Source organism: Paenarthrobacter sp. Z7-10 (genome assembly GCF_026932795.1).
In the GTDB taxonomy this organism is placed as follows: Bacteria; Actinomycetota; Actinomycetes; order Actinomycetales; family Micrococcaceae; genus Arthrobacter_M.
Map to the genome: position 1 here is coordinate 18,365 of NZ_JADPVH010000018.1, position 24,580 is coordinate 42,944.

At 64.0% G+C, this 24,580-nt stretch carries 16 protein-coding genes and 3 riboswitches; of the genes, 6 read left to right on the forward strand and 10 right to left on the reverse strand.

All coding sequences use genetic code 11. The annotated features are described in order from the left end of the window. Positions 1 to 321: 321 nt before the first annotated feature. The 3 genes from IV498_RS07345 to IV498_RS19050 all read left to right on the forward strand — a co-directional run bounded on the left by IV498_RS07345 (position 322) and on the right by IV498_RS19050 (position 5,235). The gene (locus IV498_RS07345) at positions 322 to 2,712 is read left to right on the forward strand and encodes an excinuclease ABC subunit UvrA (protein ID WP_269045913.1); all 2,391 of its coding nucleotides are present in this window, start codon (positions 322 to 324) and stop codon (positions 2,710 to 2,712) included. Between the two features lie 171 nt (positions 2,713 to 2,883). Beyond that, a complete protein-coding gene (locus IV498_RS07350) occupies positions 2,884 to 4,977 on the forward strand; it encodes an acyltransferase family protein (protein WP_269045914.1) in 2,094 nt (697 codons plus the stop codon). 90 nt (positions 4,978 to 5,067) lie between these two features. Then, entirely contained in the window at positions 5,068 to 5,235 is a 168-nt protein-coding gene (locus IV498_RS19050; protein ID WP_442951312.1) for an AAA family ATPase, read from the forward strand. A gap of 284 nt (positions 5,236 to 5,519) precedes the next feature. Here IV498_RS19050 and ppsA read toward each other — a convergent pair whose 3' ends face one another. The 8 genes from ppsA to gcvP form a co-directional block, all read right to left on the reverse strand. Continuing rightward, positions 5,520 to 7,931 (reverse strand): phosphoenolpyruvate synthase, encoded by a 2,412-nt coding sequence (gene ppsA / locus IV498_RS07355; RefSeq protein WP_269045940.1) that lies wholly within the window; start codon positions 7,929 to 7,931, stop codon positions 5,520 to 5,522. Between the two features lie 145 nt (positions 7,932 to 8,076). Continuing rightward, a complete protein-coding gene (locus tag IV498_RS07360) occupies positions 8,077 to 8,895 on the reverse strand; it encodes a pyruvate, water dikinase regulatory protein (RefSeq protein WP_269045915.1) in 819 nt (272 codons plus the stop codon). A gap of 84 nt (positions 8,896 to 8,979) precedes the next feature. After that, a complete protein-coding gene (gene lipA, locus IV498_RS07365) occupies positions 8,980 to 10,005 on the reverse strand; it encodes a lipoyl synthase (RefSeq protein WP_269045916.1) in 1,026 nt (341 codons plus the stop codon). Between the two features lie 102 nt (positions 10,006 to 10,107). After that, positions 10,108 to 11,523 carry an L-serine ammonia-lyase gene (locus IV498_RS07370; protein WP_269045917.1) on the reverse strand — a complete coding sequence of 472 codons (1,416 nt, stop codon included), beginning with the start codon at positions 11,521 to 11,523 and terminating at the stop codon, positions 10,108 to 10,110. Between the two features lie 149 nt (positions 11,524 to 11,672). Then, on the reverse strand, positions 11,673 to 13,001 hold the full coding sequence (gene glyA / locus IV498_RS07375; protein ID WP_330059276.1) for a serine hydroxymethyltransferase: 1,329 nt from the start codon (positions 12,999 to 13,001) through the stop codon (positions 11,673 to 11,675). Continuing rightward, positions 12,998 to 13,381 (reverse strand): glycine cleavage system protein GcvH, encoded by a 384-nt coding sequence (gcvH, locus tag IV498_RS07380; RefSeq protein WP_269045918.1) that lies wholly within the window; start codon positions 13,379 to 13,381, stop codon positions 12,998 to 13,000. Before gcvH ends, glyA begins: the two co-directional genes overlap by 4 nt. A gap of 84 nt (positions 13,382 to 13,465) precedes the next feature. Next, positions 13,466 to 14,599, reverse strand: coding sequence for a glycine cleavage system aminomethyltransferase GcvT (gcvT, locus tag IV498_RS07385; RefSeq protein WP_269045919.1), 1,134 nt, complete (start codon positions 14,597 to 14,599; stop codon positions 13,466 to 13,468). Between the two features lie 30 nt (positions 14,600 to 14,629). Next, positions 14,630 to 17,509 (reverse strand): aminomethyl-transferring glycine dehydrogenase, encoded by a 2,880-nt coding sequence (gene gcvP, locus IV498_RS07390; RefSeq protein ID WP_269045920.1) that lies wholly within the window; start codon positions 17,507 to 17,509, stop codon positions 14,630 to 14,632. A gap of 148 nt (positions 17,510 to 17,657) precedes the next feature. Continuing rightward, positions 17,658 to 17,757, reverse strand: a riboswitch (glycine riboswitch). A 239-nt stretch (positions 17,758 to 17,996) separates the two neighbouring features. Continuing rightward, a riboswitch (glycine riboswitch) is annotated at positions 17,997 to 18,094 on the forward strand. Between the two features lie 157 nt (positions 18,095 to 18,251). Here gcvP and IV498_RS07395 point away from each other — a divergent pair. The 3 genes from IV498_RS07395 to IV498_RS07405 all read left to right on the forward strand — a co-directional run bounded on the left by IV498_RS07395 (position 18,252) and on the right by IV498_RS07405 (position 21,821). After that, complete coding sequence (locus IV498_RS07395) at positions 18,252 to 19,730, forward strand: amino acid permease (RefSeq protein ID WP_269045921.1); 1,479 nt, start codon at positions 18,252 to 18,254, stop codon at positions 19,728 to 19,730. Positions 19,731 to 19,782: 52 nt separating this feature from the next. Continuing rightward, positions 19,783 to 20,637 carry a formyltetrahydrofolate deformylase gene (gene purU, locus IV498_RS07400; RefSeq protein WP_269045922.1) on the forward strand — a complete coding sequence of 285 codons (855 nt, stop codon included), beginning with the start codon at positions 19,783 to 19,785 and terminating at the stop codon, positions 20,635 to 20,637. A gap of 90 nt (positions 20,638 to 20,727) precedes the next feature. Beyond that, positions 20,728 to 20,828, forward strand: a riboswitch (glycine riboswitch). A 12-nt stretch (positions 20,829 to 20,840) separates the two neighbouring features. After that, entirely contained in the window at positions 20,841 to 21,821 is a 981-nt protein-coding gene (locus IV498_RS07405) for a methylenetetrahydrofolate reductase (RefSeq protein ID WP_269045942.1), read from the forward strand. A 97-nt stretch (positions 21,822 to 21,918) separates the two neighbouring features. Here the strand turns inward: IV498_RS07405 and IV498_RS07410 are convergent, their stop codons facing one another. Both IV498_RS07410 and IV498_RS07415 read right to left on the reverse strand, forming a co-directional pair. Then, positions 21,919 to 22,533, reverse strand: a complete 615-nt coding sequence (locus tag IV498_RS07410; RefSeq protein ID WP_269045923.1) for a flavodoxin family protein — start codon at positions 22,531 to 22,533, stop codon at positions 21,919 to 21,921. A gap of 13 nt (positions 22,534 to 22,546) precedes the next feature. Further along, positions 22,547 to 24,469 carry an FAD-binding monooxygenase gene (locus IV498_RS07415; protein ID WP_269045924.1) on the reverse strand — a complete coding sequence of 641 codons (1,923 nt, stop codon included), beginning with the start codon at positions 24,467 to 24,469 and terminating at the stop codon, positions 22,547 to 22,549. Positions 24,470 to 24,580 lie beyond the last annotated feature (111 nt).

The window sequence follows — 24,580 nt, forward strand, 5'->3', positions numbered from 1 at the left end:
CTCCACACTTCGCGTCCGCGGTGGCCCATAGACCCTGGGCAGCCAGGCAGCCATCGGTCAAAGACCAGAAGGTGTGATCATGGTCCTTGTTCTCTTCCTCCCAGTGGGAGTCCTCAAGTCCGTGGGTAAAGCCGTCCGCGATGAGCTGCTCGATCCCCAGCATCCACTGTTGCTGTTGATAAGGGTCGCGTGCAAGATTGAAGGAGACATCTTCTTCACCTCAGGGTCATCGGTCACTACGTGCCCGGACCAGCAGTTGGTCAGTACTCACAAACCACACTTCAAGCCGCCTCGGCGGACGCGCGTCACAGATGGAGCCCGATGAGCATGGACACGACGGCGGATTCGCGGACGCCCGAGCCGCACCTTGCAGACATCCACGACCTGATCCGAGTGCAGGGGGCACGGGAGAACAACCTCAAGGACGTGCATCTCGAGATCCCGAAGCGCCGGCTGACGGTGTTCACCGGCGTCTCGGGCTCGGGTAAGAGCTCGCTGGTGTTCGCCACGATCGCCGCGGAGTCGCAGCGGATGATCAACGAGACCTACAGCGCCTTCGTGCAGGGCTTCATGCCCACTCTGGCCCGGCTCGACGTCGACGTGCTGGAGGGGCTGACGACGGCGATCATCGTCGACCAGGAGCGGATGGGTGCCAACCCCCGCTCCACGGTAGGCACGGCCACGGATGCGAACGCGATGCTGCGCATCCTCTTCAGCAGGCTCGGGGACCCGCACATCGGGCCGCCGACGGCGTACTCCTTTAACGTGCCCACACGCAAGGCCAGCGGCGTGATGTCCACCGAAAAGGGCGGCCGCGTGGAAAAGAGCGTCGTGCGCGAAGCGCTCTACCTGGGCGGTATGTGCCCGCGCTGTGAGGGCATGGGCCACGTCAGCGACATCGACCTGACTGCGCTCTACGACGACTCCAAGTCCCTCAGCGAGGGCGCGCTGACGGTTCCCGGCTACTCGATGGACGGCTGGTACGGCCGCCTGTTCGGGGGTGTCGGCCTGCCGATGGACAAACCGATCGGGAAGTTCACCAAGAAACAGCTCGACACGATGCTGTACGTCGAACCGACCAAGGTCAAGGTCGAGGGGATCAACCTGACCTTTGAGGGCATCATCCCCAAGATCCAGAAGTCAATGCTGACCAAGGACCCCGAGTCGATGCAGCCGCACGTTCGCCGCTTCGTTGAGCGGGCCGTGACCTTTCAGACTTGCCCCGAGTGCAACGGCACCCGCCTCACGCTTCAGGCGCGCTCCTCGAAGGTCCAAGGCAAAAGCATCGCCGATCTGTGTTCCATGCAGATCAGCGACCTGGCCGGCTGGGTCCGCGGGCTGGACGAACCCTCTGTCGGGCCGCTGCTGACCGGCCTGCGGCACCTGCTCGACTCGTTCACCGAGATTGGGCTGGGCTATCTCTCGCTCGACCGGCCCGCCGGCACACTCTCGGGCGGCGAGGCGCAGCGGACCAAGATGATCCGCCACCTCGGTTCCTCGCTCACCGACGTCACCTATGTCTTCGATGAGCCGACCATCGGACTCCATCCCCACGACATCGCACGGATGAACAACCTCCTGCTGCAACTGCGGAACAAGGGAAACACCGTGCTGGTCGTTGAGCACAAGCCCGAGATGATCACGATCGCCGACCACGTCGTCGACCTCGGTCCGCTTGCCGGCACCGACGGCGGCCAGGTGGTGTTCGAGGGCACCGTCGGGGACCTGAGGACCAGCGGTACGCTCACCGGACGGCATCTGGACGACCGCGCCACACTAAAGCCGGCGGTACGGACCTCCTCGGCGGCGCTGCAGGTGCGCGGCGCCAGCGCCAACAACCTCAAGAACGTCGACGTCGACATTCCGCTCGGGGTCCTGACCGTCCTCACCGGGGTGGCCGGGTCGGGTAAGAGCTCCCTGATCCGAGGCTCGGTGTCGGGACGTGAGGGCGTGGTCTCGGTCGATCAGGGCGCGATCCGCGGTTCGCGCCGGAGCAACCCGGCGACGTACACCGGGTTGCTGGACCCAATCCGCACGGCGTTCGCAAAGGCCAACGGCGTTAAGCCGGCGCTGTTCAGCGCGAACTCCGAGGGCGCCTGCCCCAGCTGCAACGGCGCCGGTGTCATCTACACCGACCTGGCCATGATGGCCGGCGTTGCCACCACCTGCGAGGACTGTGAGGGGAAACGGTTTCAGGCCTCGGTGCTGGAATACACCCTCGGCGGCAAGGACATCAGCCAGGTGCTGGCGATGCCGGTCTCCGAGGCCGAGCAGTTCTTTGCCGAGGGCGGGGCAAAGCTGCCGGCCGCTCACAAAATCCTCGAACGGCTCGCCGACGTCGGGCTCGGCTACCTCAGCCTGGGCCAACCGCTCACCACACTGTCCGGCGGCGAGCGGCAGCGGATCAAGCTGGCTACCCATCTGGGGGAAAAGGGGGGCGTTTACGTCCTCGACGAGCCCACCGCGGGGCTGCATCTGGCCGACGTCGAAAACCTGCTCGGGCTGCTTGACCGGCTCGTGGACTCCGGCAAGTCAGTCATAGTCATCGAGCACCACCAGGCGGTCATGGCGCACGCCGACTGGATCATCGACCTCGGCCCCGGAGCCGGCCATGACGGCGGCCGGATCGTTTTCGAGGGCACGCCCGCGGACCTCACCGCTGCCCGCTCCACCCTCACCGGCAAGCACTTGGCGGCTTACGTCGGAGCCTGACCGGCGCGAGGGCAGGAACGAAGCAAACAGACATTTCATCGCTATCTCCTGAGCGTCGACCGGACTTTGTCGGCGGTGCGGTCTAGCCTTGGTTCTGGAACCGATGCACGACGCGGTTCCAAACGCGGCTGGTGCAGCATCCGGTGGGAGAACGGTATGGATGAACGTGTCATGACAGGGTCTGCAGCGATGCAGTCGGCGAATCACACGCGCCGAGCCGGACCCCGAAGGATCAACGGGCTGGACGGCCTGCGCGCCATAGCCGTGCTTGCGGTCCTGGTCTACCACCTGCATGCCCGGTTGCTGCCCGGCGGATACCTCGGGGTGGACGTATTTTTCGTGGTGTCCGGCTTCCTGATCACCACTCTCCTGCTGCATGAGCGCAGCACCACCGGCCGGATCTCACTGGCACAGTTTTGGCTGCGCCGGGCCCGCCGCCTGCTGCCGGCGTTGCTCGTCGTCGTGCTGGTGAGCACCGCGCTCGGTTTTCTCATCGGCAAGGATCTGCTGGTTGGCATCGCCCGGCAGACGCTCGGTGCCGTGACCTTTTCGAACAACTGGCTTGAAATCGCCGCCGGCTCAAGCTACTTCGCCCACACATCACCCCAGCTGTTCGCTAATTTTTGGTCCCTGGCCGTGGAGGAACAGTTTTACCTCCTGTGGCCCTTCGGATTCCTGCTGCTCATGTGGGGCGTTCGCAGCCGCCGGGCGCGCATTGGCACTGCCATTGGATGCGCCCTGGCGTCCGCGGCACTGATGGCCGTCCTGTTTGTACCAGGCACGGACGCCACCCGCGTGTACTACGGCACCGATACACACGCCTTCGGCCTAATGACGGGAGTCGCCCTGGCTTTCGCCTGGTCCGGCGGAACCAGTATGAACCTGAGCCGTCCCAACTGGCTCAAGCGCCGTGTCTTTGTTGGCTTGGGCGCACTGGCGCTGTTGGTGTGGTTCATGTTTGTCCTGGACCCAGCATCATCGCTGGCTTACCGCGGTGGGATCCTGCTGGCCTGCGTGCTGGCTGCAGTGCTGATTTTGACCCTGTTGGAGGGAACGGGTCCACTTCAGTCCATGATGAACCATCCTGTCCTGGTATGGATCGGCCAGCGCTCATACGGTATCTACCTGTGGCACTGGCCGGCGCTGCTTATCTCAGATGCCCTGGCACCGCGGGCCATCGGCAGCGCGGAATGGTGGATTGCACGAATCATCGCGTTGGCCACCACCGTTGTGGCAGCCGCGTTGTCCTACCGTTATCTGGAACAGCCCGTCCGCCGGCAAGGCTTCCGTGCCGCGTGGAGGGCAGCTGTTACCGCAGTGGCGCATCGCCAATCGAAGTTCGACGGCGCAAAACTCGCCGCCGCTGCGGCAGCAACACTGGCGCTTCTCGCCGTCGCCGGGATTATCACCGCGCCGGAGAAGTCGCAGGTGCAGGTTTCGCTGGAACGAAACCAACTGATCGTCTCCGAGTCAAACCCCACCGCCAACCGACCATCAACGTCCGCCAACCGATCGTCAGCGTCCGCCAACCGACCATCAGCGTCCGCTACCGGCCCGAAAACCGCGGCGCCTTCGGCACATGCTTCGGCGCAGGCTTCATCACCGCCAACCACCGGGTCCACCGCAGGCGCCACCCCGGCCGCAACTCATGCGCCCTCCCCCGCCTCGGCCGCTTCGGCGCCCCCCAGCACTAAGGTGAGGCCGCCCACTCCCTCCGGTACACCGATGCCATACCCTGCCGGAGACGAGGTCATGGCCATCGGGGATTCGCTGGTCGTCACCAGCGCCGACGGGCTTCGGGACCGGTTTCCGGGCATGTCCTTCGATGCCCTGTCCAATCGACAATGGCCCGACGGCGTCGCTGTCGTTCGCGCCCGGATCGCCGACGGCAGCATACCCCGAGCCGTTATCCTGGATTTCGGCACCAACGCGGGCATTTCGGATTCGGCGATGGTTTCCAAGGTCTTGGACTCGCTCGGCCCCGGCCGGATGATCGTCCTGGTTAATCTCTACGGAGCCAGCCCCTGGGTTCCGGACGCGAATCAGCTCCTCGCGGACGCCGTAAAAAGCCGTCCCAATGCCATTATCGCGGACTGGAATAAGGCGATTTCCCACAGACCGGATTTGCTCCAGCCGGATCAAACTCATCCCGGCATCCTCGGCGCCCACCTGTACGCGGACACGATCAAAAGGGCATTCCACGACCTCGCCGCACGAAGCGGCGGAACAATACCGGCTGATTACGCGATCGTCGACGACTACTGACAGCCGTCGTCGCCGAACCGTTCGAATTGCGACCCGAAGAATCCTCGGATCCGAGGCATGACTTTACCTTCAGACGGGTTGACGGATGAGATGCGACTGATCATTGTGGCGGGTCTTCCAGGAACCGGTAAGACAACGCTTGCGAGGCCCCTTTCCGAACGGCTTGCGGCATGCTATTTGCGAGTTGACGCCATTGAAACGGCGATTGCCCGTACCAGGGGACCTGTATCCGGGCCAGAAGGGTACGCGGTGGCATAGGCCGAGCATCAACGACGTGTTACCACGCGCGTTCCGGACATCCAAGGACACTCCCTGCCGGATTGGGACTCCGTCTTGAAACTTGATTACCGTCCTTGGGACGCGAAGCGGGAAGGACACCGCATGCCGATTGATACCTCGAACGCCAACGATGCCCTCGAAGCGGTTTTGTCAGCGCTGGGAGTTATATGACCGATGTTTCAGAATGGCACCGTCCGCGTATTCAAATGACACGGACGGTGCCAGTTAACGGAGCAGGTTAGCGGCGGGCTCTTCAACATCCGTCATTGGGCCAACATGCTACCCGATTCTTCGGGGCTGGCTGCTGCGTGGGCGAGGCGCAGCCAGGTGTCCACCACGGTGTCCGGGTTCAGCGACACGGAATCGATGCCTTCGTCAACCAGCCACTGGGCGAAGTCCGCATGATCGCTGGGCCCCTGGCCGCAGATCCCCACATACTTTCCGCGGGCCTTGCAGGCCTTGATTGCCATACTCAGCAGCTTCTTGACGGCGGGATTGCGTTCGTCAAAGCTTCCGGCCACGATGGCGGAATCCCGGTCCAGGCCAAGCGTCAGCTGGGTCATGTCATTGGAGCCGATGGAGAACCCGTCGAAGTGGTCCAGGAATTCGTCGGCCAGCAGTGCGTTGGCGGGCAACTCGCACATCATGATGACCTCCAGCCCGTTTTCGCCGCGGCGCAGTCCGTTCTCGGCCAGCAGCTCGATCACGCCGCGGCCCTCGTCGAGGGTGCGCACAAAGGGGATCATCAGCTTGACGTTGGTCAGACCCATCTCATTGCGCACAAAAGACAGCGCCTCGCACTCCAGGTCGAAGCAGTCCCGGAAGGACGGTTCCAAGTAGCGCGATGCGCCGCGGAAGCCGAGCATCGGATTCTCTTCGTGCGGCTCGTAGGCGGGTCCGCCAAGGAGGTTAGCGTACTCGTTGGATTTGAAGTCGGACATGCGCACAATCACCGGCTGCGGCGCGAACGCGGCCGCGATGGTTGCCACTCCTTCGGCCAGGCGCTTGACGTAGTAGTCGCGCGGACTGGCGTATGCGGCAATCCGTTCCCGGATTGCCGCGGCCACGTCCGCCGGTTGTTCGTCCACGTTGAGCAGGGCCTTGGGGTGGATGCCGATCTGACGGTTGATGATGAACTCCAACCGGGCAAGGCCGACACCGCTGTTGGGCAGCTGCGCGAAGGTGAACGCCTGCTCCGGGGTACCGACATTCATCATGACCTTGACCGGCGCCTCAGGTAACTGGGTGATCTCGGTTTCCTGGATGCTGAAGTCCAGAAGTCCCTCGTAGATCAGCCCGGTCTCGCCTTCGGCGCAGGAGACAGTCACCTCGGTGCCGTCGGAGAGGATGTCCGTAACGTCGCCGGTGCCGACGACGGCGGGAATCCCCAGTTCACGGGCGATGATCGCCGCGTGGCAAGTGCGTCCGCCCCGGTTGGTGACGATGGCGGACGCGCGCTTCATGATCGGTTCCCAATCCGGGTCAGTCATGTCGGCGACGAGGACGTCACCGGTTTCGAAGCCGGCCATCTGATCGATGGCGGTGAGGATACGGACGCGGCCGGCGCCGATGCGCTGGCCGATGGCACGGCCCTCGGACAGCACCCGGCCGGTCTCGTTCATGCGGAAGCGGCTGAGCCGGCCGGCGGGCCGGCGTGACTGCACGGTCTCCGGGCGCGCCTGCAGAATGTAGAGGCCACCGTCAATCCCGTCTTTGCCCCATTCGATATCCATCGGACGCCCGTAATGATGTTCGATGGCGAGGGCATGGCGCGCGAGCTGTTCAACGTCGTCGTCCGAAATGCTGAAGCGGTTCCGCAGGGCAGCCTCGACCGGCACAAAATCGATGGTCCGGCCGATTTCATGGCTGGCCGTGTACGTCATCTGGAGCGCCTTCTCACCGAGTCCACGCTTGAGGATGGCGGGACGGCCCGCTTGCAGGGCGGGCTTGTAGACGTAGAACTCGTCCGGATTGACGGCGCCCTGGACTACGGCCTCACCGAGGCCGTAGGAGGAGGTGACGAAGACGGCATCCTGGAACCCGGATTCGGTGTCCATGGTGAACATGACCCCGGACGCCCCGACGTCGGAGCGCACCATGCGTTGGATCCCGGCCGACAGCGCGACCTCTGCGTGCTCGAATTTGTGGTGCACCCGGTAGGCGATGGCGCGGTCATTGTAGAGCGACGCGAACACATCTTTGATGGCCAGCAGGATGTTGTCGATGCCTCGAACGTTCAAAAAGGTTTCCTGCTGCCCAGCGAAGGAAGCATCCGGAAGGTCTTCCGCCGTCGCGCTGGAACGGACAGCCCAGGAAAGGTCCGTTGAGCCCCCGTGCTTGTCCACCAGCTTCTGATAGGAGGTGCGGATCTGGTCCTCGAAGTCCGGCCGGAAGGGAGTCTGCCGCATCAGGATCCGGATCTCCTGGCCCGCCGCGGCCAAGGCTGTCACGTCATCGGTGTCCAGACCGACCAGCCTGTCGGCAATCTTCCGGTCCAGGCCCGAGTCGGCCAGGAAGCTGCGGTAGGCGTCTGCCGTGGTGGCGAACCCGTCCGGTACCTGCACCCCGGCCGAGGTCAGGTTCTGCACCATCTCGCCGAGAGAGGCGTTCTTGCCACCCACCCGATCCAAGTCCTTGAGTCCGAGTTCTGAGAACCACAGGATGTCTGTCGTCATGGTCATTGCTCCTTTGCAAATGGCGGCATGCGTGTTTTGCCTCGAGGTGCGGCGAACACCGGCGACGGCGTCCCCGTACACAGTGGCAGGTCTGCGCCAGGTTTTCCACGTGACGTGTGCCACGCATTGTTTGTGAAATATTTCGCTAATGCTTCAGCTGCATCCGCTGCAGAATGGTGGCCGCCATTTCCTCCACGGAGACGCTGGCCGAATTCAGGTAGGGAATGCCATGGGAGACGTACAAGCGTTCGGCGCTGCGCAGCTCAAAGCCGCACTGGCGCAGCGAAGCGTATGGCGAACCGCGACGGCGTTCGGTGCGGACCTGGCTCAGGCGGAGGGGATTGGAGGTAAGGCCAAAGCACTTGCCAACGAACGGCCGCAGTGGCTCGGGGAGCCCCTCCCTTTCGAAATCCTCGTCGACAAGCGGGAAGTTCGCGGCGAAGATGCCGTGCTGCAGCGCGAGGTACATCGTGGTGGGGGTCTTGCCGCAGCGGGAAGGGGCCACCAGAATGACCTGGGCTTTCTCCAGCGCCCGCAGGCTCTGACCGTCATCGTGTTCCATCGCGTATTCGACGGCGGTCATCCGGGATTGATAGCGGGCGGCGTTTCCCAGCCCATGGGCACGACCCGGTTCACCGCTGGCCAGGGTGCCAAGGGCCTGCTCCAGTTGGCCGACGTGCGTCCCGATGAGGTCCACCATCGTTCCGTTGCATCGCGCCAGCGTCCGGCGGATGTCGCCGCCGACGGCAGTGGAAAAGACTATCGGTGCGGGGCCGTGGGCGGCGAGTTCATCGACGGTGTCAACGACCGCCTGCGCCTGTTCGACAGTCATGATGAAGGGGATCGTGGTCCGGTCAAAATTGTTCGCGGGGAACTGCGTCAGCAGGGTGTTGCCGAGAGTTTCCGCGGTGATGCCCGTACTGTCCGAGAGGAAGTACACGGGGCGGGGAAGGTCATCAGTCATGATCGTATTCTCCACCCAGGGTTGCGGCGGTGCCGTCGGTGGAGACTTCGGGACGGGTGGAAAGTGTCGCGGGGTTCATGCGGATCAGGCGGTCGCGGAGGCTGCGAGCAGGGTGGCAGCCTCCTGGCGCGTGGTCCCCGAATCTCCGATGCCGTCGGCGATGTAGGCCAGGGCGTCAGGGATGTCGCGGCCTTTCTTGCGCATCGCGGTGGCCCAGAGCCGGCCGGCCCGGTAGGAGGAGCGAACCAACGGGCCGCTCATGACGCCCAGGAAGCCGAGTTCTTCCGCCTCGGCGGCGAGCTCAACGAATTCGGTCGGCTTGACCCACCGGTCCACGGGCAGGTGCCGTTCGGAGGGGCGCAGGTACTGGGTGATGGTGATGAGGTCGCATCCGGCCTGGTGCAGGTCCACCAAAGCCTCGGAAATTTCGGCCCGGGTTTCGCCCATGCCAAGGATCAGGTTGGACTTGGTGACCATGCCCAGGTTCCGGCCCTGGGTGATGACGTCCAGGGAGCGGTCGTAGCGGAAGGCGGGCCGGATCCGTTTAAAGATCCTTGGCACGGTCTCGACGTTGTGGGCGAAGACCTCCGGGGCAGAGTCGCAGATGGCCTCAATGTGCTCTGGTTTGCCGGAAAAGTCCGGGATCAAGAGCTCGACGCCGGTTCCCGGGTTCAGCTCGTGGATCTTCCGAACGGTTTCGGCGTACAGCCAGACGCCTTCGTCGGCAAGGTCGTCGCGGGCGACGCCGGTGACGGTGGCGTAACGCAGTTGCATCTTCAGCACGGAGCGGGCGACCTTGGTCGGTTCGAACCGGTCGATCGGGGAGGGTTTGCCCGTGTCGATCTGGCAGAAGTCGCAGCGGCGGGTGCATTCGGAGCCGCCGATCAGGAACGTTGCCTCGCGGTCCTCCCAGCATTCGAAGATGTTAGGGCATCCCGCCTCCTCGCAAACGGTGTGCAGGCCCTCCTTTTTGACCAGGTTTTTCATGCCGATGTATTCCGGGCCCATGGAGACCTTGGCCTTGATCCAGTCGGGCTTGCGTTCGACCGGGATGGCGGCGTTGCGCTGTTCAATGCGGAGCATCTTGCGGCCTTCGGGGGCGAGCGTCACTGGATTGCTCCTTCGGGGCTGGGTACGAATGTCGGAAAAAATTCCGGAGTCATGATGCGCCTTGTCAGTAGATCGGGTGGTTCCTGGCCCAGGCTCGCCGGCTTAGCATTCGACGACGTTGACGGCCAAGCCGCCCATGGCGGTTTCCTTGTATTTGGATGACATGTCCTTGCCTGTCTCGCGCATGGTCACGATGACTTCGTCGAGGGAGACGCGGTGTGTGCCGTCGCCCCAGAGGGCCATTTTGGCGGCGTTGATGGCCTTGGCCGCGGCGATCGCATTGCGTTCGATGCAGGGGATTTGCACCAGTCCGCCGATCGGATCACACGTCAACCCCAGGTTGTGTTCCATGGCAATTTCAGCGGCGTTCTCCACCTGTCCCGGAGTACCGCCCATCACCTCGGCGAGGCCTGCGGCGGCCATCGACGAGGCCGAGCCGACCTCGCCCTGGCAGCCGACTTCGGCTCCGGAGATCGAGGCCTGTTCCTTGTAAAGCACTCCGACGGCCCCGGCGGCGAGCAGGAACTTCACAATCACTTCGTCCCGGCGGTGCTGGTTCGCTTCGCTCATGCCTGGGGCAAAGTGCAGGGCGTAGTAAAGGACGGCGGGGATGATCCCGGCGGCACCATTGGTGGGTGCGGTGACCACGCGGCCGCCAGAGGCGTTTTCCTCGTTCACGGCAAGGGCGATCAGGTTCACCCATTCCTGCCAGTACACCGGGTTCTGCGCCGCACCCTCCTTCAGGAGGCGTTCGTGCCAGCCGGGAGCCCGACGGCGGACCTTCAGCCCGCCGGGCAGCACACCTTCGCGTTTAAGGCTGGTTGCAACGCACTCTTCCATTACGGCCCAAATGTGCAGCAGGCCCGCACGGATCTCCTCCTCGGACCGGGAGGCGCGCTCGTTGATGAACATGATGTCCGAAATCCCCACGCCGCGGGCAGTGCAGTGGACCAGAAGCTCGGCGGCGGTGCGGAACGGCAGCGGCAGTTCTTCCCTGGACGCTTCCAGTTCCTGCTGGGCTGCGTCTTCTTCTCCGTCGCGGACGATGAAGCCACCCCCGACGGAGAAGAAGGTCGCCTCATGCAAAATGCCGCCATCGGCATCGGAAACGGCGAGCTTCAACCCGTTCGTGTGCCGGGGCAGCACGGTCAGTGGGTGCAGGATCATGTCCGCTTCCCGATAGGGCAGCCGCACTCCTTCCCCTGGCGAGCCGGCGCCGCCCAATTCCAGAATGCCGGTCTGCGCGATCGACGCGAGCCGTTCCTCGACCTCCCCCGGCAGGATCACGTCCGGGTGGTAGCCTTCCAGCCCGAGGAGGACCGCTGTCATGGTCCCGTGGCCCCGGCCCGTCGCGGCGAGGGAGCCGTACAGGTCAACGCGCAGCGATGACACCTGCATCAGCTTTCCGGAGTCCACCAGCTCGGCCGTGAATACTGCGGCGGCCCGCATCGGCCCCACGGTGTGGGAACTTGAGGGGCCAATGCCGACAGAGAAAAGATCGAAAACGCCAACAGTCATCGCCGGTTTCCTTACACATACGTTGCAGTGGTCCGGCAGATAGTCCTGCCGGATGGCAACGACGCCGCGTGGCGTTGTTGCCTGGAGACGGAGCGGGCGGCCACCGTGGCGGCTACCCGTCCCGTCCCAATCTGGTTGACGATCCTGCCCTAGGCGAGGTTCGCCACGCCCGGGTAGAGCGGATGGGCGGCGGCGAGAGCCTCCACCCGGCTGCGCAAACCGGACAAGTCCGCAGCTGCGTCGGCCATCAGTGCCTCCGCGATAATGTCCGCCACCTCGGCAAACGCGGCCTCGCCGAAACCACGGGTGGCCAGCGCAGGAGTGCCGATGCGCAGCCCGGAGGTGACCATGGGCGGGCGCTGGTCGAACGGCACGGCGTTGCGGTTAACGGTGATGTCGATGGCGGCCAGCCGGTCCTCCGCCTGCTGTCCATCCAGCTCGCAATTCCGCAGGTCCACCAGCACCAGGTGCACATCGGTCCCGCCGGAGATGACGGAAATGCCCTTGGCTGCCACATCGGGCCGGATGAGGCGCTCGGCCAGGATGCGGGCGCCATCGAGCACCCGCTGCTGGCGCTCGGCGAACTCGGCAGAGGCCGCGATCTTGAAGGCCACGGCCTTGCCGGCGATGACATGCTCCAACGGGCCGCCCTGCTGCCCGGGGAACACCGCCGAGTTGATCTTCTTGGCGATGCCTGCATCGTTGCTCAAGATAATGCCGCCGCGCGGACCGGCGAGCGTCTTGTGCGTGGTGGAGGTGGTGACGTGGGCATGCGGCACCGGGGAGGGGTGCAGCCCCGCGGCCACCAGGCCGGCAAAGTGGGCCATGTCCACCATCAGGTAGGCGCCCACCAGATCAGCGATCCGGCGGAACTCGGCAAAGTCCAGCTGCCGGGCATAGGCGGACCAGCCGGCCACGATCAGCGCCGGACGGTGCTCCAGCGCCAACCGCTCCACCTCGACCAAGTCCACCCGGTGGGTGTCCTCGCGCACCTGATACGGGATGACGTTGTAGAGCTTGCCGGAAAAGTTGATCTTCATGCCGTGCGTCAGGTGTCCACCGTGCGCCAGGTTAAGCCCCATGATGGTGTCGCCCGGTTTGATGAGCGCATGCATGACGGCGGCGTTCGCCTGCGCGCCGGAGTGTGGCTGGACATTGGCATAGCCGGCACCGAAGAGGGCCTTGACCCGGTCGATGGCCAGTTGCTCGATGACGTCCACGTACTCGCAACCGCCGTAGTAGCGCCGGCCCGGGTAGCCCTCGGCATACTTGTTGGTCAATACCGACCCTTGGGCCTGCATCACAGCCGCGGCGGTGTGGTTCTCCGAAGCGATCATTTCCAAACCGGAACGCTGGCGGCACAGCTCATTGTCAATCTGCGCCGCGACCTCCGGATCCAGATCGGACAACAGCGCGTCCAGGCTCGGCGACGCGACGGCTTCGAAGCGTGCGGAGCTGTCCAGGATTGGGGTGCTCACAGTTCACCACCGTTTGCGGCTGCGTAGTCGGCGGCGCTCAGCAGTGGGCCCTCGGACACTACGCTGACCTTGAAGAGCCATCCGGCACCGTAGGGATCGGAGTTGATCACTGCAGGGTCAGCGACGACGGCGTCGTTGATTTCCGTGACCTCGCCCGTGACCGGGGAGTACAGATCGGAGACGGACTTGGTGGATTCGATTTCGCCGCAGCTCTGCCCGGCGGTGACGGCGGAGCCGACTTCGGGCAGGTCGACATAGACAATATCGCCGAGGGCATCGGTGGCCACGGCAGAGACACCGATCGCGGCCGGGCCGGAGCCGTCGGTGGCGACCCACTCATGTTCGGCGGAGTACAACAGGTCAGCAACTACCTTGCTCATTTTGGTTCCTTGAGTTCGAAAGGGATGAGGCCCAGCGGCGGGAGCCCCGCTGGGTGATCCTCCAGCGGCGGGAGCCGCTGGGGACTATTTCCGGCGTTTGTAGAACGGGAGGGCGACAACTTCGAAGGGCTCGGCCTTGCCTCGCAGGTCGACCTCAAGTACGGTGCCGGGTTCGGAGTGTTCGACGTCGACATAGGCCATCGCCACCGGGTAACCCAGAGTGGGGCTCGGCTGGCCAGACGTCACTTCCCCCACCACTACTCCGTCCTTGAGGACGGAGTAGTGGCCTCGGGCCGCGCGGCGTCCCAGGCCCTTGATGCCGACCAGCTTTCGGCCAGTAGTGGAGCCGGCGCCGGCTTCCTTGAGGGCAGTTAGTGCGGCCTTGCCGACGAAATCGGACTCCTTGGCCAGCGAGACGACCGGGCCAAGTCCCGCGGCGTAAGCGTTCGCTTCCAGGGAGAGCTCGTTGCCGTAGAGCGGCATCCCGGCTTCCAGGCGCAGCGAATCACGGCAGGCCAGACCAGCCGGAATGAGGCCAAGGCCTCCTCCCGTTTCCAGGAGCGCTTTCCACAGGCTGGCGGCCTCGGCGTTTGGCACGTAGATCTCGAAACCGTCCTCGCCGGTGTAACCGGTGCGGGCAAGCAACAACTGCTGCTCAGTGCCGTTGACCTTAAGTCCTACCTCGACCGCGGCATAATACTTCAGTTCGGTGACCAGGGAATGTTGGCCGACCGGCACCAGGCGGAGCAGGATCTCCTCGGCCTTCGGCCCCTGGACGGCAATCAGCGAAGTCCCTTCGGATACGTCCTCAACCACGACGTCGAAGTTGCTGGCACGTTCGGTCAGTGCCGCTGCCACCGCCTTGGCGTTGCCGGCGTTGGGGACCACCAGATATTTCTCCTCGCCCCGGCGGTAGGAGATAAGGTCATCGATGATGCCGCCGTCTTCGGCGCAAATCAGCGAGTATTTGGCCTTGCCCGTCACGACCGCAGAGAGCTTGCCAGCCAGCGCATAGTCCAGGAACGCAGCCGCGTCGGGGCCGGTAACCCAAACTTCGCCCATGTGGGACAGATCGAACAGACCGGCAGCGTTGCGCACCGCGTGGTGCTCGGCCAGTTCCGAGTCGTATTTCAGCGGCATCTGCCAGCCCCCGAAATCTGTGAACGACGCGCCGGCTTCCTTGTGCTGCTCGTACAGTGCAGTGTAATTCTCAGTCATTGCGGTTTCCTTGATTTCGACGTCCGGTGGTCAGTTTTCGAAGTCTTCGATCGGCGGGCAGGAGCAGACCAGGTTGCGGTCCCCTGCTGCGCCGTCGATGCGTCCCACCGGCGGGAAATACTTGTCCTGCTTGAGGCGGTGGACCGGGAACGCCGCCTGTTCGCGCGGGTACTCCCGGTTCCAGTCGGAGGACACAACGGCGGATGCGGTGTGCGGGGCGTTGCGCAATGGGGAGTCCTCGACCGTGAAGTCCCCGTTGGCGACCTGGTCGATCTCGTGCCGGATAGTGATCATGGCTTCGATGAAGCGGTCAATCTCGGCCAAATCTTCGGATTCGGTGGGCTCCACCATCAACGTGCCAGCGACGGGGAACGCCAGGGTGGGAGCGTGGAAGCCGTAATCGATCAAGCGCTTGGCGACGTCTTCGGCGCTGACGCCGGTCCTGGCCGTGAGTTCGCGCAGGTCCAGGATGCACTCGTGGGCAACCAGCCCGCCGCCGCCGGTGTAGAGGACAGGGAAGTGCTCGTCCAGGCGGGAGGCGATGTAGTTTGCGGCCAGCAGCGCGGACTTGGTGGCCTCGGTGAGCCCTTCGCCACCCATGAGCTTCACATAGGCCCAAGAGATCGGCAGAACGCCGGCGGAGCCGAAGCGGGACGCAGAGATGGCCACGCCGGTTTCAGACGAGGATGCGCCGGTTTCGGAGGCAGCCGTGTTGGCGTCACCGGGCATAAACGGAGCCAGGTGGGCCTTGGCCGCGACAGGACCGACGCCGGGGCCGCCGCCGCCGTGCGGGATGCAGAACGTTTTGTGCAGATTAAGGTGCGAGACGTCCCCGCCGAATTTGCCCGGCTGCGCCAGACCCACGAGCGCGTTGAGGTTGGCGCCATCCACATACACCTGCCCGCCGGCTTCGTGGACCGCGCCGCAGACCTCGCGGACATCGGCGTCATACACACCGTGCGTGGACGGATAGGTGATCATGATCGCGGCCAGGACATCCCGGCTCGCCTCGACTTTGGCCTTCAGGTCAGCATGATCGATGGTGCCGTCGGGCGCGGTGGCCACCACTACAACTTTCATGCCTGCCAGTACAGCCGAAGCGGCGTTGGTGCCGTGGGCGGAGGCCGGTATGAGGCAGACATTGCGCCGGGCCTCGCCACGGGAGTGGTGGTAGCCGCGAATGGCCAGCAGGCCCGCGAGCTCGCCCTGGGATCCGGCATTGGGCTGGAGCGAGACCTGGTCGTAACCGGTGATCTCACACAGGTCCGCTTCAAGGCCGCCGATCAGCTCACGCCATCCCGCGGTCTGGGAATCGGGGGCAAATGGGTGGATGGAAGCGAATTCAGGCCACGAAATGGACTCCATTTCGGCCGTGGCGTTCAGCTTCATGGTGCACGAGCCCAGCGGGATCATGGTGCGGTCAAGGGCCAGATCGCGGTCGCTGAGCTTGCGGATGTAGCGCAGCAGCTGGGTTTCGGAGCGGTGCGTGTTGAAGACCGGGTGCTGGAGGTATTCGGTGCTGCGCTGGACGGACTCCGGCAGCTCGAAACCCGCCGCGTTGCCCACCGGACCGGCGCCAAAGGCGGCGGCGACCGCGGACAGCACTTCCGGCGTCGTGGTCTCATCAGCGGAAACTCCCACGGTGTCCGCATCGACGCGGCGCAGGTTGATGCCGCGGGCTTCGGCGGCAGCTATAACCTTTTCGGCGTTGCCCGGAACCCGGACAGTGATGGTGTCGAAGAAGGTTTCGTTCACCAACTCGCGGCCGGCAGCCTTCAGCGCGGTGGCCAGGGAGCGGGCGCGGCCGTGGGCAGTCTCGGCGATCGCTTTAAGGCCCTCGGGGCCGTGGTAGACGGCGTACATGGAGGAGACAATGGCCAGCAGTGCCTGGGCCGTGCAGATGTTGGACGTGGCCTTCTCCCGGCGGATGTGCTGCTCGCGGGTCTGCAGCGCCAGCCGGTAGGCGGGAATGCCGGTGTTGTCCTTGGAGACGCCGACAATGCGGCCGGGAAGGGAACGTTCCAGACCCTCGCGGACGGCCATATAGGCGGCGTGCGGGCCACCAAAGAACAACGGAACGCCGAAACGCTGCGCGGTGCCGACGGCGATGTCCGCGCCCTGCTCACCCGGAGGAGTGATCAGGGTCAGGGCCAGGAGATCAGCGGCAACGGTGACGAGGGCGCCGCGCTCCTTGGCAGCCGCAATAACGGCGGAGTGGTCAAAGACGCGGCCGGAAACGCCCGGCTGCTGCAGCACGACCCCGCTGATCGGACCCTCGGGAAGGCCGGCGGAGAGATCGGCGATCTCAACCTCGAATCCCAGAGCCTCGGCCCGACCCTTGACGATGGCGATGGTCTGCGGCAGGCAGTCCGCGTCAAGGACTGTCTTGGCATCCTGGGCGCCGGATTTCTGACCTGCGGTTTTATTCGCGCGGCGCATCAGCAGCACAGCCTCGGCCACCGCGGTAGCTTCATCCAGCAGGGAGGCGTTGGCGACCGGCAGGGCCGTCAGGTCCTGGACCATGGTCTGGAAGTTCAGCAGCGCCTCGAGACGGCCCTGGGAGATCTCGGGCTGGTACGGGGTGTATGCGGTGTACCAGGCAGGGGCTTCAAGAATGTTGCGGCGTATCACCGGCGGAGTCACGGTATCGAAATAGCCCTGCCCGATCATCTGTACGACTGTGGTGTTCCTGGCTGCCAGGCGGCGCAGTTCCGCCAGCACCTCAACCTCGCTGAGTGCGCCGGTAAGCGTGAGCGGCCTCTCCTGGCGGATGGAATCGGGAACGGCAGCGTCCACCAAGCCATCAACGCTGTCGTAGCCGACAGCCTTGAGCATGGTGTCGATGTCAGCCTTACGGCGCGCACCGATATGCCGGTCGGCAAAGGTTGATGGACTTGATTGAACCGTCATGAGGAACTCCAAGGTATGGCCGGCCCGGGGGCACGGCATGGGGTTGGGTTCCTCCCCGCTCTGTATGTGACCTGAGAGATTCCGCGGATCCGAGTCCGCTTGCACCGTCGGTGAGCCAGGACAGTGCCTGGCTGCTTTCCAGAGTTGCCTCGCCGCGGCGGTACGGGGGCCTGAGAGATTCCTGGGGAGGATTTGCTCCTACGGCGCCTGCCCGGGAATGACTGGGAGGACTCTCCCGCCACGGTTCGAAAGGCATATTGAGATGTGGGTGATTCGCAACACACAATACACGCACTTTCGACGCCGGGCAACATCAGCAGACAAGCCTGCGACGTAAAACCGGTGGCTTGACTTTTCTTCGTGATCGATCCCACACTTAGTCGGTGGTCGCCAACTTCGGCGCCCAGGAACCACGGAGCGGAGTGGTCGAGCGGAGCAGTGCTCCTCGCTGCCGTTTATCTGCTCCGCTCAAATGCGAACGAGCCTTAGATCTGCGGCGGGAGAGTCCTGCCGGTACATTCAGCAGGCGCCGTAGGAGCAAATCCTCCCCAGGAATCTCTCAGGCCCCCGTACCGCCGCGGCGAGGCAACTCTGGAAAGCAGCCAGGCAATGTCCTGGCTCACCGACGGTGCAAGCGGGTCCTGCGGGAGCAGGGGCGCGGAAACTCTCAGGTCCACGACAGAGCGGGGAGGAACCCGAATCATCGTGGCACTCTGGTGCCACCTGAACGATGGAGTTCCTCATGACGATACATCAACCCCCTACCGCGCTTGCCGAAACTCCCCACCTGGAGCGGCAGCTCAGCAACCGGCACATCCAACTGATCGCCATCGGCGGCGCCATCGGCACCGGACTGTTTATGGGCTCAGGCAAAACCATCTCCGCTGCCGGACCCTCCGTCATCTTCGTCTACATGATCATCGGCTTCATGCTGTTCTTCGTCATGCGCGCGATGGGTGAACTGCTGCTGAGCAATCTGAACTATAAGTCCTTCAGTGATTTCGCCGCGGATCTGCTGGGCCCGTGGGCAGGATTCTTCACCGGCTGGACCTACTGGTTCAGCTGGGTAATCACGGGTATCGCCGATGTGATCGCCATTGCGGGCTACTCCAAGGAACTCTGGCCGGGGCTCCCATTGTGGATTCCGGGAGTGGCTACGATCGCCATCCTGCTGCTGTTGAACCTGACCACCGTGAAGGCTTTCGGCGAGACCGAATTCTGGTTCGCGCTGATCAAGATTATCGCCATCGCGGCACTGATCGTGGTGGGCCTGTTCATGATCTTCGGCGGGTTCTCCTCTGATGCCGGACCGGCCAGCTTCACCAACCTGTGGAGCCACGGTGGCTTCTTCCCGAATGAGTTCATGGGCTTCGTGGCCGGCTTCCAGATCGCAGTGTTTGCCTTCGTGGGCATCGAGCTGGTGGGCACCACGGCGGCGGAGGCCAAGGACCCGGAGAAGAATCTGCCCAAGGCCATCAATTCCATTCCGGTGCGTGTCCTGCTCTTCTACGTGGGTGCCCTCATCATCTTGATGTCCGTCATCCCCTGGACCCAGTTCGCCGCCGGTCACAGCCCTTTCATCGCCATGTTTTCGCTGGCCGGTCTGGGGGCCGCAGCCACGGTGGTCAACCTGGTGGTGCTGACCTCGGCAATGTCCTCGGCCAACTCCGGCATCTATTCCACCTCCCGGATGGTCTTTGGCCTGGCTCAGGAGGGGGACGCCCCTGCCCTCTTCAGCCGGCTGTCCAGCCGCAAGGTGCCCCGCAACGCCCTGTTCCTGTCGTGCGTGCTGCTGCTGTCCGGCGTCGTTTTGATGTACGCCGGACAGGACATCGGCAAGGCGTTCGAGATGGTCACGACGGTGTCGGCGGTCTGTTTCGTATTCGTCTGGTCGATCATTCTGGCCAGCTACATCGCCTTCCGCCGGCGCCGGCCGCAGCAGCATGAGGCGTCCAAATTCAAGATGCCCGGCGGAATCCCCATGGTATGGGTGGTGTTCGCGTTCTTTGCCTTTGTGCTCTGGGCGCTGACCACCCAGACGGACACCCTGCTTGCACTGCTGGTCACACCCGTCTGGTTCATCGTGCTCGGCGTCACATGGTTCATCCTGCGCCGGCGCCCGGGCCATGCGGCCCGTTATGCAGCGTTCAAAGACCAGCTCCAGTCGGACCAAACTGCTGCCTCTGACCCCCTCGGCGCAGGCGCAGCGGACGGACGGTGACGCCGGAACGACCGCTTCACCCAACAGCCCGTCGGACGATCGGCGGGACGTGGTGCCAGCGGGGTTCGTACTCACTCTCGACTGCGCCGAATCGCCCGGTATTGTTCACGCGGTCGCCGAATTTCTCCTGAACCACGGCTGCTACATCATCGACATCAAACAGTTCGGCGACCAAAACACGCAGCACTTCTTCATGCGCGTGCACTTCATCTCGACTGGCAGCTTCTCAACCGGCGAAGACCTCCGACAGGACTTCGCCCCGGTTGGCGCACAATGGGACATGGATTGGCGGCTGGAGCCCCACGGCCGCAAACAACGAATCCTGGTCATGGTCTCCAAGTATGGTCACTGCCTTAACGATCTGCTCTTCCGGGCACGCAGCGGCGAACTGCCGGTCGAGATCGCCGCGGTTGTATCCAACCACCAAGATCAGAAAGATCTTGTCACCTGGCACGGAATCCCGTTCCACCACATCCCTGTGAGCCGGGAAACAAAGCAGGCGGCGGAATCCGAGCTGCTCGAACTGGTGGTCGCCTACAATGTCGAACTCGTGGTCCTGGCCCGTTACATGCAGGTTCTCAGCGAGGACCTCACATCCCAACTAGCCGGCAAAGCCATCAACATCCACCACTCCTTCCTGCCCAGTTTCAAGGGCGCCAAGCCTTATCACCAAGCCTACGAACGCGGAGTCAAGACGGTCGGAGCAACGGCTCACTACGTCAACTCGGAGCTGGATGAGGGGCCCATCATTGCCCAGCAGGTGATCGAGGTCGACCACACCTATAGCCCTTCGGACCTCGTGACGGTCCGCAGGGACGCCGAGTGTAAGGCCCTCACAAACGCAGTACGTTGGCACTGCGAAGGAAGAATTATCCTGTCAGGGAATCGGACGGTCATTCTTCGCTGACTCCGCTTCCAGCGCCGTCAGATGCCGGGGCTACCCGCCGGCAGGTCCTCCCCCGGCAGATCTGACCGCGTCACAACTGAATATGCCTTTCGAACCGTGGCGGGAGAGTCCTCCCAGTCATTCCCGGGCAGGCGCCGTAGGAGCAAATCCTCCCCAGGAATCTCTCAGGCCCCCGTACCGGCCATACCTTGGAGTTCCTCTTGATGGTTCAATCACGTCCATTGACCTTCGCCGACCGGCCTGGCTCGGCGCACAGTCACGCCGACACCACGAAAGTGCTTTCCACCCGTCTGGAAATCGTTCCCACCGACGGGATAGTTGCCATCGTCCAGGCCAATATCCCTGTGGCATCGACGCTGACGATCACCTGCCTGCCGCACCACGGCATCGAGCCCACGATGCAGACCGCGGTCGAGCTTGGGCTGTTGGGCTTCAACGTGGTGCCGCACCTCGCCGCCCGCAGTCTCGAAGGCCGCGCGCAGCTCGCCGGAATCCTCCGGGGCTGCGAGGCCGTCGGGATCACCGAAGTCTTCGCCGTCGGCGGGGACGCCGCGCACGCGGCAGGCCCGTACGATTCGGCGGTCGGGCTCATGGTAGACATCGCCGAGATGTCTGGAGGACGCATCGCCATTGGCGTTGCCGGACACCCCGAAGGTCACCCCAAGCAAAACCCGCTCCACATGCTGGATGCGCTGCTGGAAAAGCAGCATCTGGCCGCGAATATCGTCACGCAGATGTGCTTCTCGGCCGCCAAAATCGGCTGGTACGCCGAGCTGCTGCGGCGCGAAGGCGTGGAACTACCGCTCTGGGCCGGTGTCGCCGGAGCCGTACCCCGGACCCAGCTAGTCTCACTGGCCATAAAGATCGGCGTCGGTCCGTCCTTGCGGTTCCTCAGCGGCAAGGGACCCCTTGCCCGCAGGCTCCTGAGCGGCGGAGCCTATTCATCCCAGGGACTCGTGTCCGAGCTGTCGGCAATCCAGCCAGCCCTTGCCGGCATCCACCTTTACACCTTCAACAACCTCGGACCGTCCTCCGCCAAAGTCGGGAACGGGCCGGGCAGCGTCCGGCCCACTGGTCGGCGAAACCAGGAGGACGCCGACGGAACCCCTGCGCATGGCCGAGTCACCGCCGTCGACCTCGGGACCCAGCCGTTGATCCCCGAACTCCGGGCGCCGGAATCGTAGCGGCGAGATTGGGGATCGACCCACGCCACGATCAGGCAATCAAGACCGGCGTCCGAACGGCGTCCCCACTCCGAAAGCTCTCGTCCAGCCGGGCGCTTTACCCGGCCGGATATGGGTTTTTGCGAAGGTTGGCCGCTGCGTGCACCGCGTTGCGGGCAGCCGTTGCCGTGGCGGACGCAATGGCATCCGGCACCTGCTCCAGATCCTTGAAGTCTTTGGATTGCATGGCTTCGCCGACCCAGTACGTGACACCCTGCGCTGGAATGGTGAAGCCAACGTCGTTGAGCCCCTGGAACAAGTCAGCGGTAACTTTGTGCGCGCCGTCCTCATTGCCGACGACGGCCACGACGGCGACCTTGTCAAACATGATCGGACGGCCAGCGTCGTCCGTGCTGGCCAGATCGGCGTCGAGGCGTTCCAGGACTTGCTGGGCAAGACTGGCTGGATGGCCCATCCAAATGGGAGTTGCAAGGACAAAAATGTCCGCCGCCAGGATCTGCTCGCGGATTCCTGGCCACCCATCCCCCGCGCCCATATCGATTTGAACACCGGGCCGGACGTTGTGGTCCACTACCCGCATCAACGACGTCGACACGCCGTGACCCTCCAGTTGAGTCAAAACCTGGCGCGCCAGCAGCTCGCTGCTTGAGGCCTCCGGGGACGGGGTAAGGGTGCAAACCAGAGCAAAAGCTTTCAGTTCCGAATCATCCATAGCCCCATCCTGCCTAACTATCCGTTGATCCACCAGCAATTGCTGTGCTCCGACGTGCGGAAAGGATGGGTGCGAAGAAGGTGGCGAGTTCCCCGCCCGCCTTCAGCGGCAGGACATTGGCCACGTACTGGTCCGGGCGCACGACGACGACGGCGCCGTCGCGGGAGATCCCGCGCGCGTCAAAGATGTCCTCGCCCTCGATGATGCCGTAGACCTTCTCGTAATCGGTGAGCTTGAACGGCCCGACCTCGGGCTTGAAAACGGAGGGCACGGCATTGATATCGACGCCGTCGTGCTTCTGCTGGTAGATGACCTTCACATCGAACCAGGCATCGCCATCGTCCGCCTCGGGGGTTGCCGCGAGGGGTGAATCCGGAGCGGCGGCCAGCCACTCGGCGAGGTCTGCGACGGGAGAGTCCGCACCGGCGTTGGACTGGTCAGCGAAGACGTAGATGCGCCAGCGGCCGTCGGCGGTGGCGTGATGGCCCAGGTGCACTGGGTTGGTATCGCAGACACGGGAGGCACGCGCGGACTTAAAGCGCTTGCCGATAGGGAACCCGGTCGCCAGGTTCTGGTGCGTCGCCTCGCCGGTGATCAACGACGGGGCATATTCGGTCATGAACCCAGCCGGGAATTCGGCGGTGCGAACATAAAAGTCCTCGAGTTCCGAGGGGTCGTTGAACTCCTCGGGTTTCTTGGCCATCATGGTTGACCATTCCTTGTCGAAGTCGATGAGGTTCTTGGCCACGATCTGGCGCTCGGCCGAATATGTGGACAGCAGGGATTCGGGGCTGCGGCCCTCGAGAACGTGTGCCAGCTTCCAGCCAATGTTGAACCCGTCCTGCATGGAGACGTTCATGCCTTGGCCGGCCTTGGCGCTGTGCGTGTGGCAGGCGTCCCCGGTGATGAAAACCCGCGGGGTGCGGCTGCCAATCTGTTCGGGGAGGACGTCGTCGAACCGGTCGGTGAGACGGTGGCCGACCTCGTACACGCTGTGCCACGCGACGCTGCGGACGTCCAGCGTGTAGGGGTGCAGGATGGCGTTGGCCTTGGCGATGATCTCCTCGATGCCGGTCTTGCGCACCGCACCATTGTCGTCCGCGGGCACCATGCCCAAATCGACGTACATGCGGAAGAGGTGGCCGCCTTCGCGCGGAATGTGCAGGATGGATCCGCCGTCGTGCGACTGGATGGCGCATTTAGTGCGAATGTCCGGGAAGTCGGTCCTGGCGAGCACGTCCATGACACCCCAGGCATGGTTGGCCTGATCGCCGGCCATGGTGCAACCGATCGAGGAACGAACCTTGCTGCGGGCTCCGTCGCAGCCGACGACGTACTTGGCGTGCACCACACGCTCGGCGCCCTCATCCGCGCCGCCGCTCCGGGCGAGCGTGACCTTGACCGGGTAGTCGCCCTCGTCCGTGACGTTGAGCGCGCGGAAGTCCCAACCGTAGTCAGGCGTCAGGCGGGTGGGAGAGTTGGCCGCGACCTCGGCGAAGTAGTCCAGCACGCGCGCCTGGTTGACAATCAAGTGCGGGAACTCGCTGATGCCCGTCGTGTCGTCGACGGCGCGGCCGCCGCGGACGATGCGGGTTGGGTCCAGGGCGTCCGGCCGCCAGAACGCCATTTCCGTGATCCGGTAGGCCTCGGCGATGATCCGCTCAGCGAACCCGAAGGCCTGGAAGGTTTCGACGCTGCGGGCCTGGATGCCATCGGCCTGGCCGATGGCAAGCCGGCCGGGCCGGCGCTCGACGACACGCGTTGTGATGTCCGGGAACTGGGCGAGCTGGGCAGCGGTCAACATACCAGCCGGTCCCGAGCCCACGATAAGGACGTCGACCTTGTCCGGAAGTTCCTCGGGCCGGTCGATGCCGACGCCGGCAGCCGACTGTACGCGCGGGTCACCGGATACGTAACCGTGGTGATGAAACTGCACGGGCTTTCCTCACTTCGTTGTGGTACGAACCAGTCTTGTTCGATATGCGAACACGATATTCAGTAATCGAACGGGCTGTTGATCCAAGACTGTACGGCAGCAATGACATGG

Bases quoted from the DNA above. Each gene is read 5' to 3' on its own strand.
- IV498_RS07345 (WP_269045913.1), top strand. From the start codon at position 322: ATGAGCATGGACACGACGGCGGATTCGCGGACGCCCGAGCCGCACCTT.
- IV498_RS07350 (WP_269045914.1), top strand. From the start codon at position 2,884: ATGACAGGGTCTGCAGCGATGCAGTCGGCGAATCACACGCGCCGAGCC.
- IV498_RS19050 (WP_442951312.1), top strand. From the start codon at position 5,068: ATGCGACTGATCATTGTGGCGGGTCTTCCAGGAACCGGTAAGACAACG.
- ppsA (WP_269045940.1), bottom strand. From the start codon at position 7,931: ATGACGACAGACATCCTGTGGTTCTCAGAACTCGGACTCAAGGACTTG.
- IV498_RS07360 (WP_269045915.1), bottom strand. From the start codon at position 8,895: ATGACTGATGACCTTCCCCGCCCCGTGTACTTCCTCTCGGACAGTACG.
- IV498_RS07370 (WP_269045917.1), bottom strand. From the start codon at position 11,523: ATGACTGTTGGCGTTTTCGATCTTTTCTCTGTCGGCATTGGCCCCTCA.
- gcvH (WP_269045918.1), bottom strand. From the start codon at position 13,381: ATGAGCAAGGTAGTTGCTGACCTGTTGTACTCCGCCGAACATGAGTGG.
- gcvT (WP_269045919.1), bottom strand. From the start codon at position 14,599: ATGACTGAGAATTACACTGCACTGTACGAGCAGCACAAGGAAGCCGGC.
- gcvP (WP_269045920.1), bottom strand. From the start codon at position 17,509: ATGACGGTTCAATCAAGTCCATCAACCTTTGCCGACCGGCATATCGGT.
- IV498_RS07395 (WP_269045921.1), top strand. From the start codon at position 18,252: ATGACGATACATCAACCCCCTACCGCGCTTGCCGAAACTCCCCACCTG.
- IV498_RS07405 (WP_269045942.1), top strand. From the start codon at position 20,841: ATGGTTCAATCACGTCCATTGACCTTCGCCGACCGGCCTGGCTCGGCG.
- IV498_RS07410 (WP_269045923.1), bottom strand. From the start codon at position 22,533: ATGGATGATTCGGAACTGAAAGCTTTTGCTCTGGTTTGCACCCTTACC.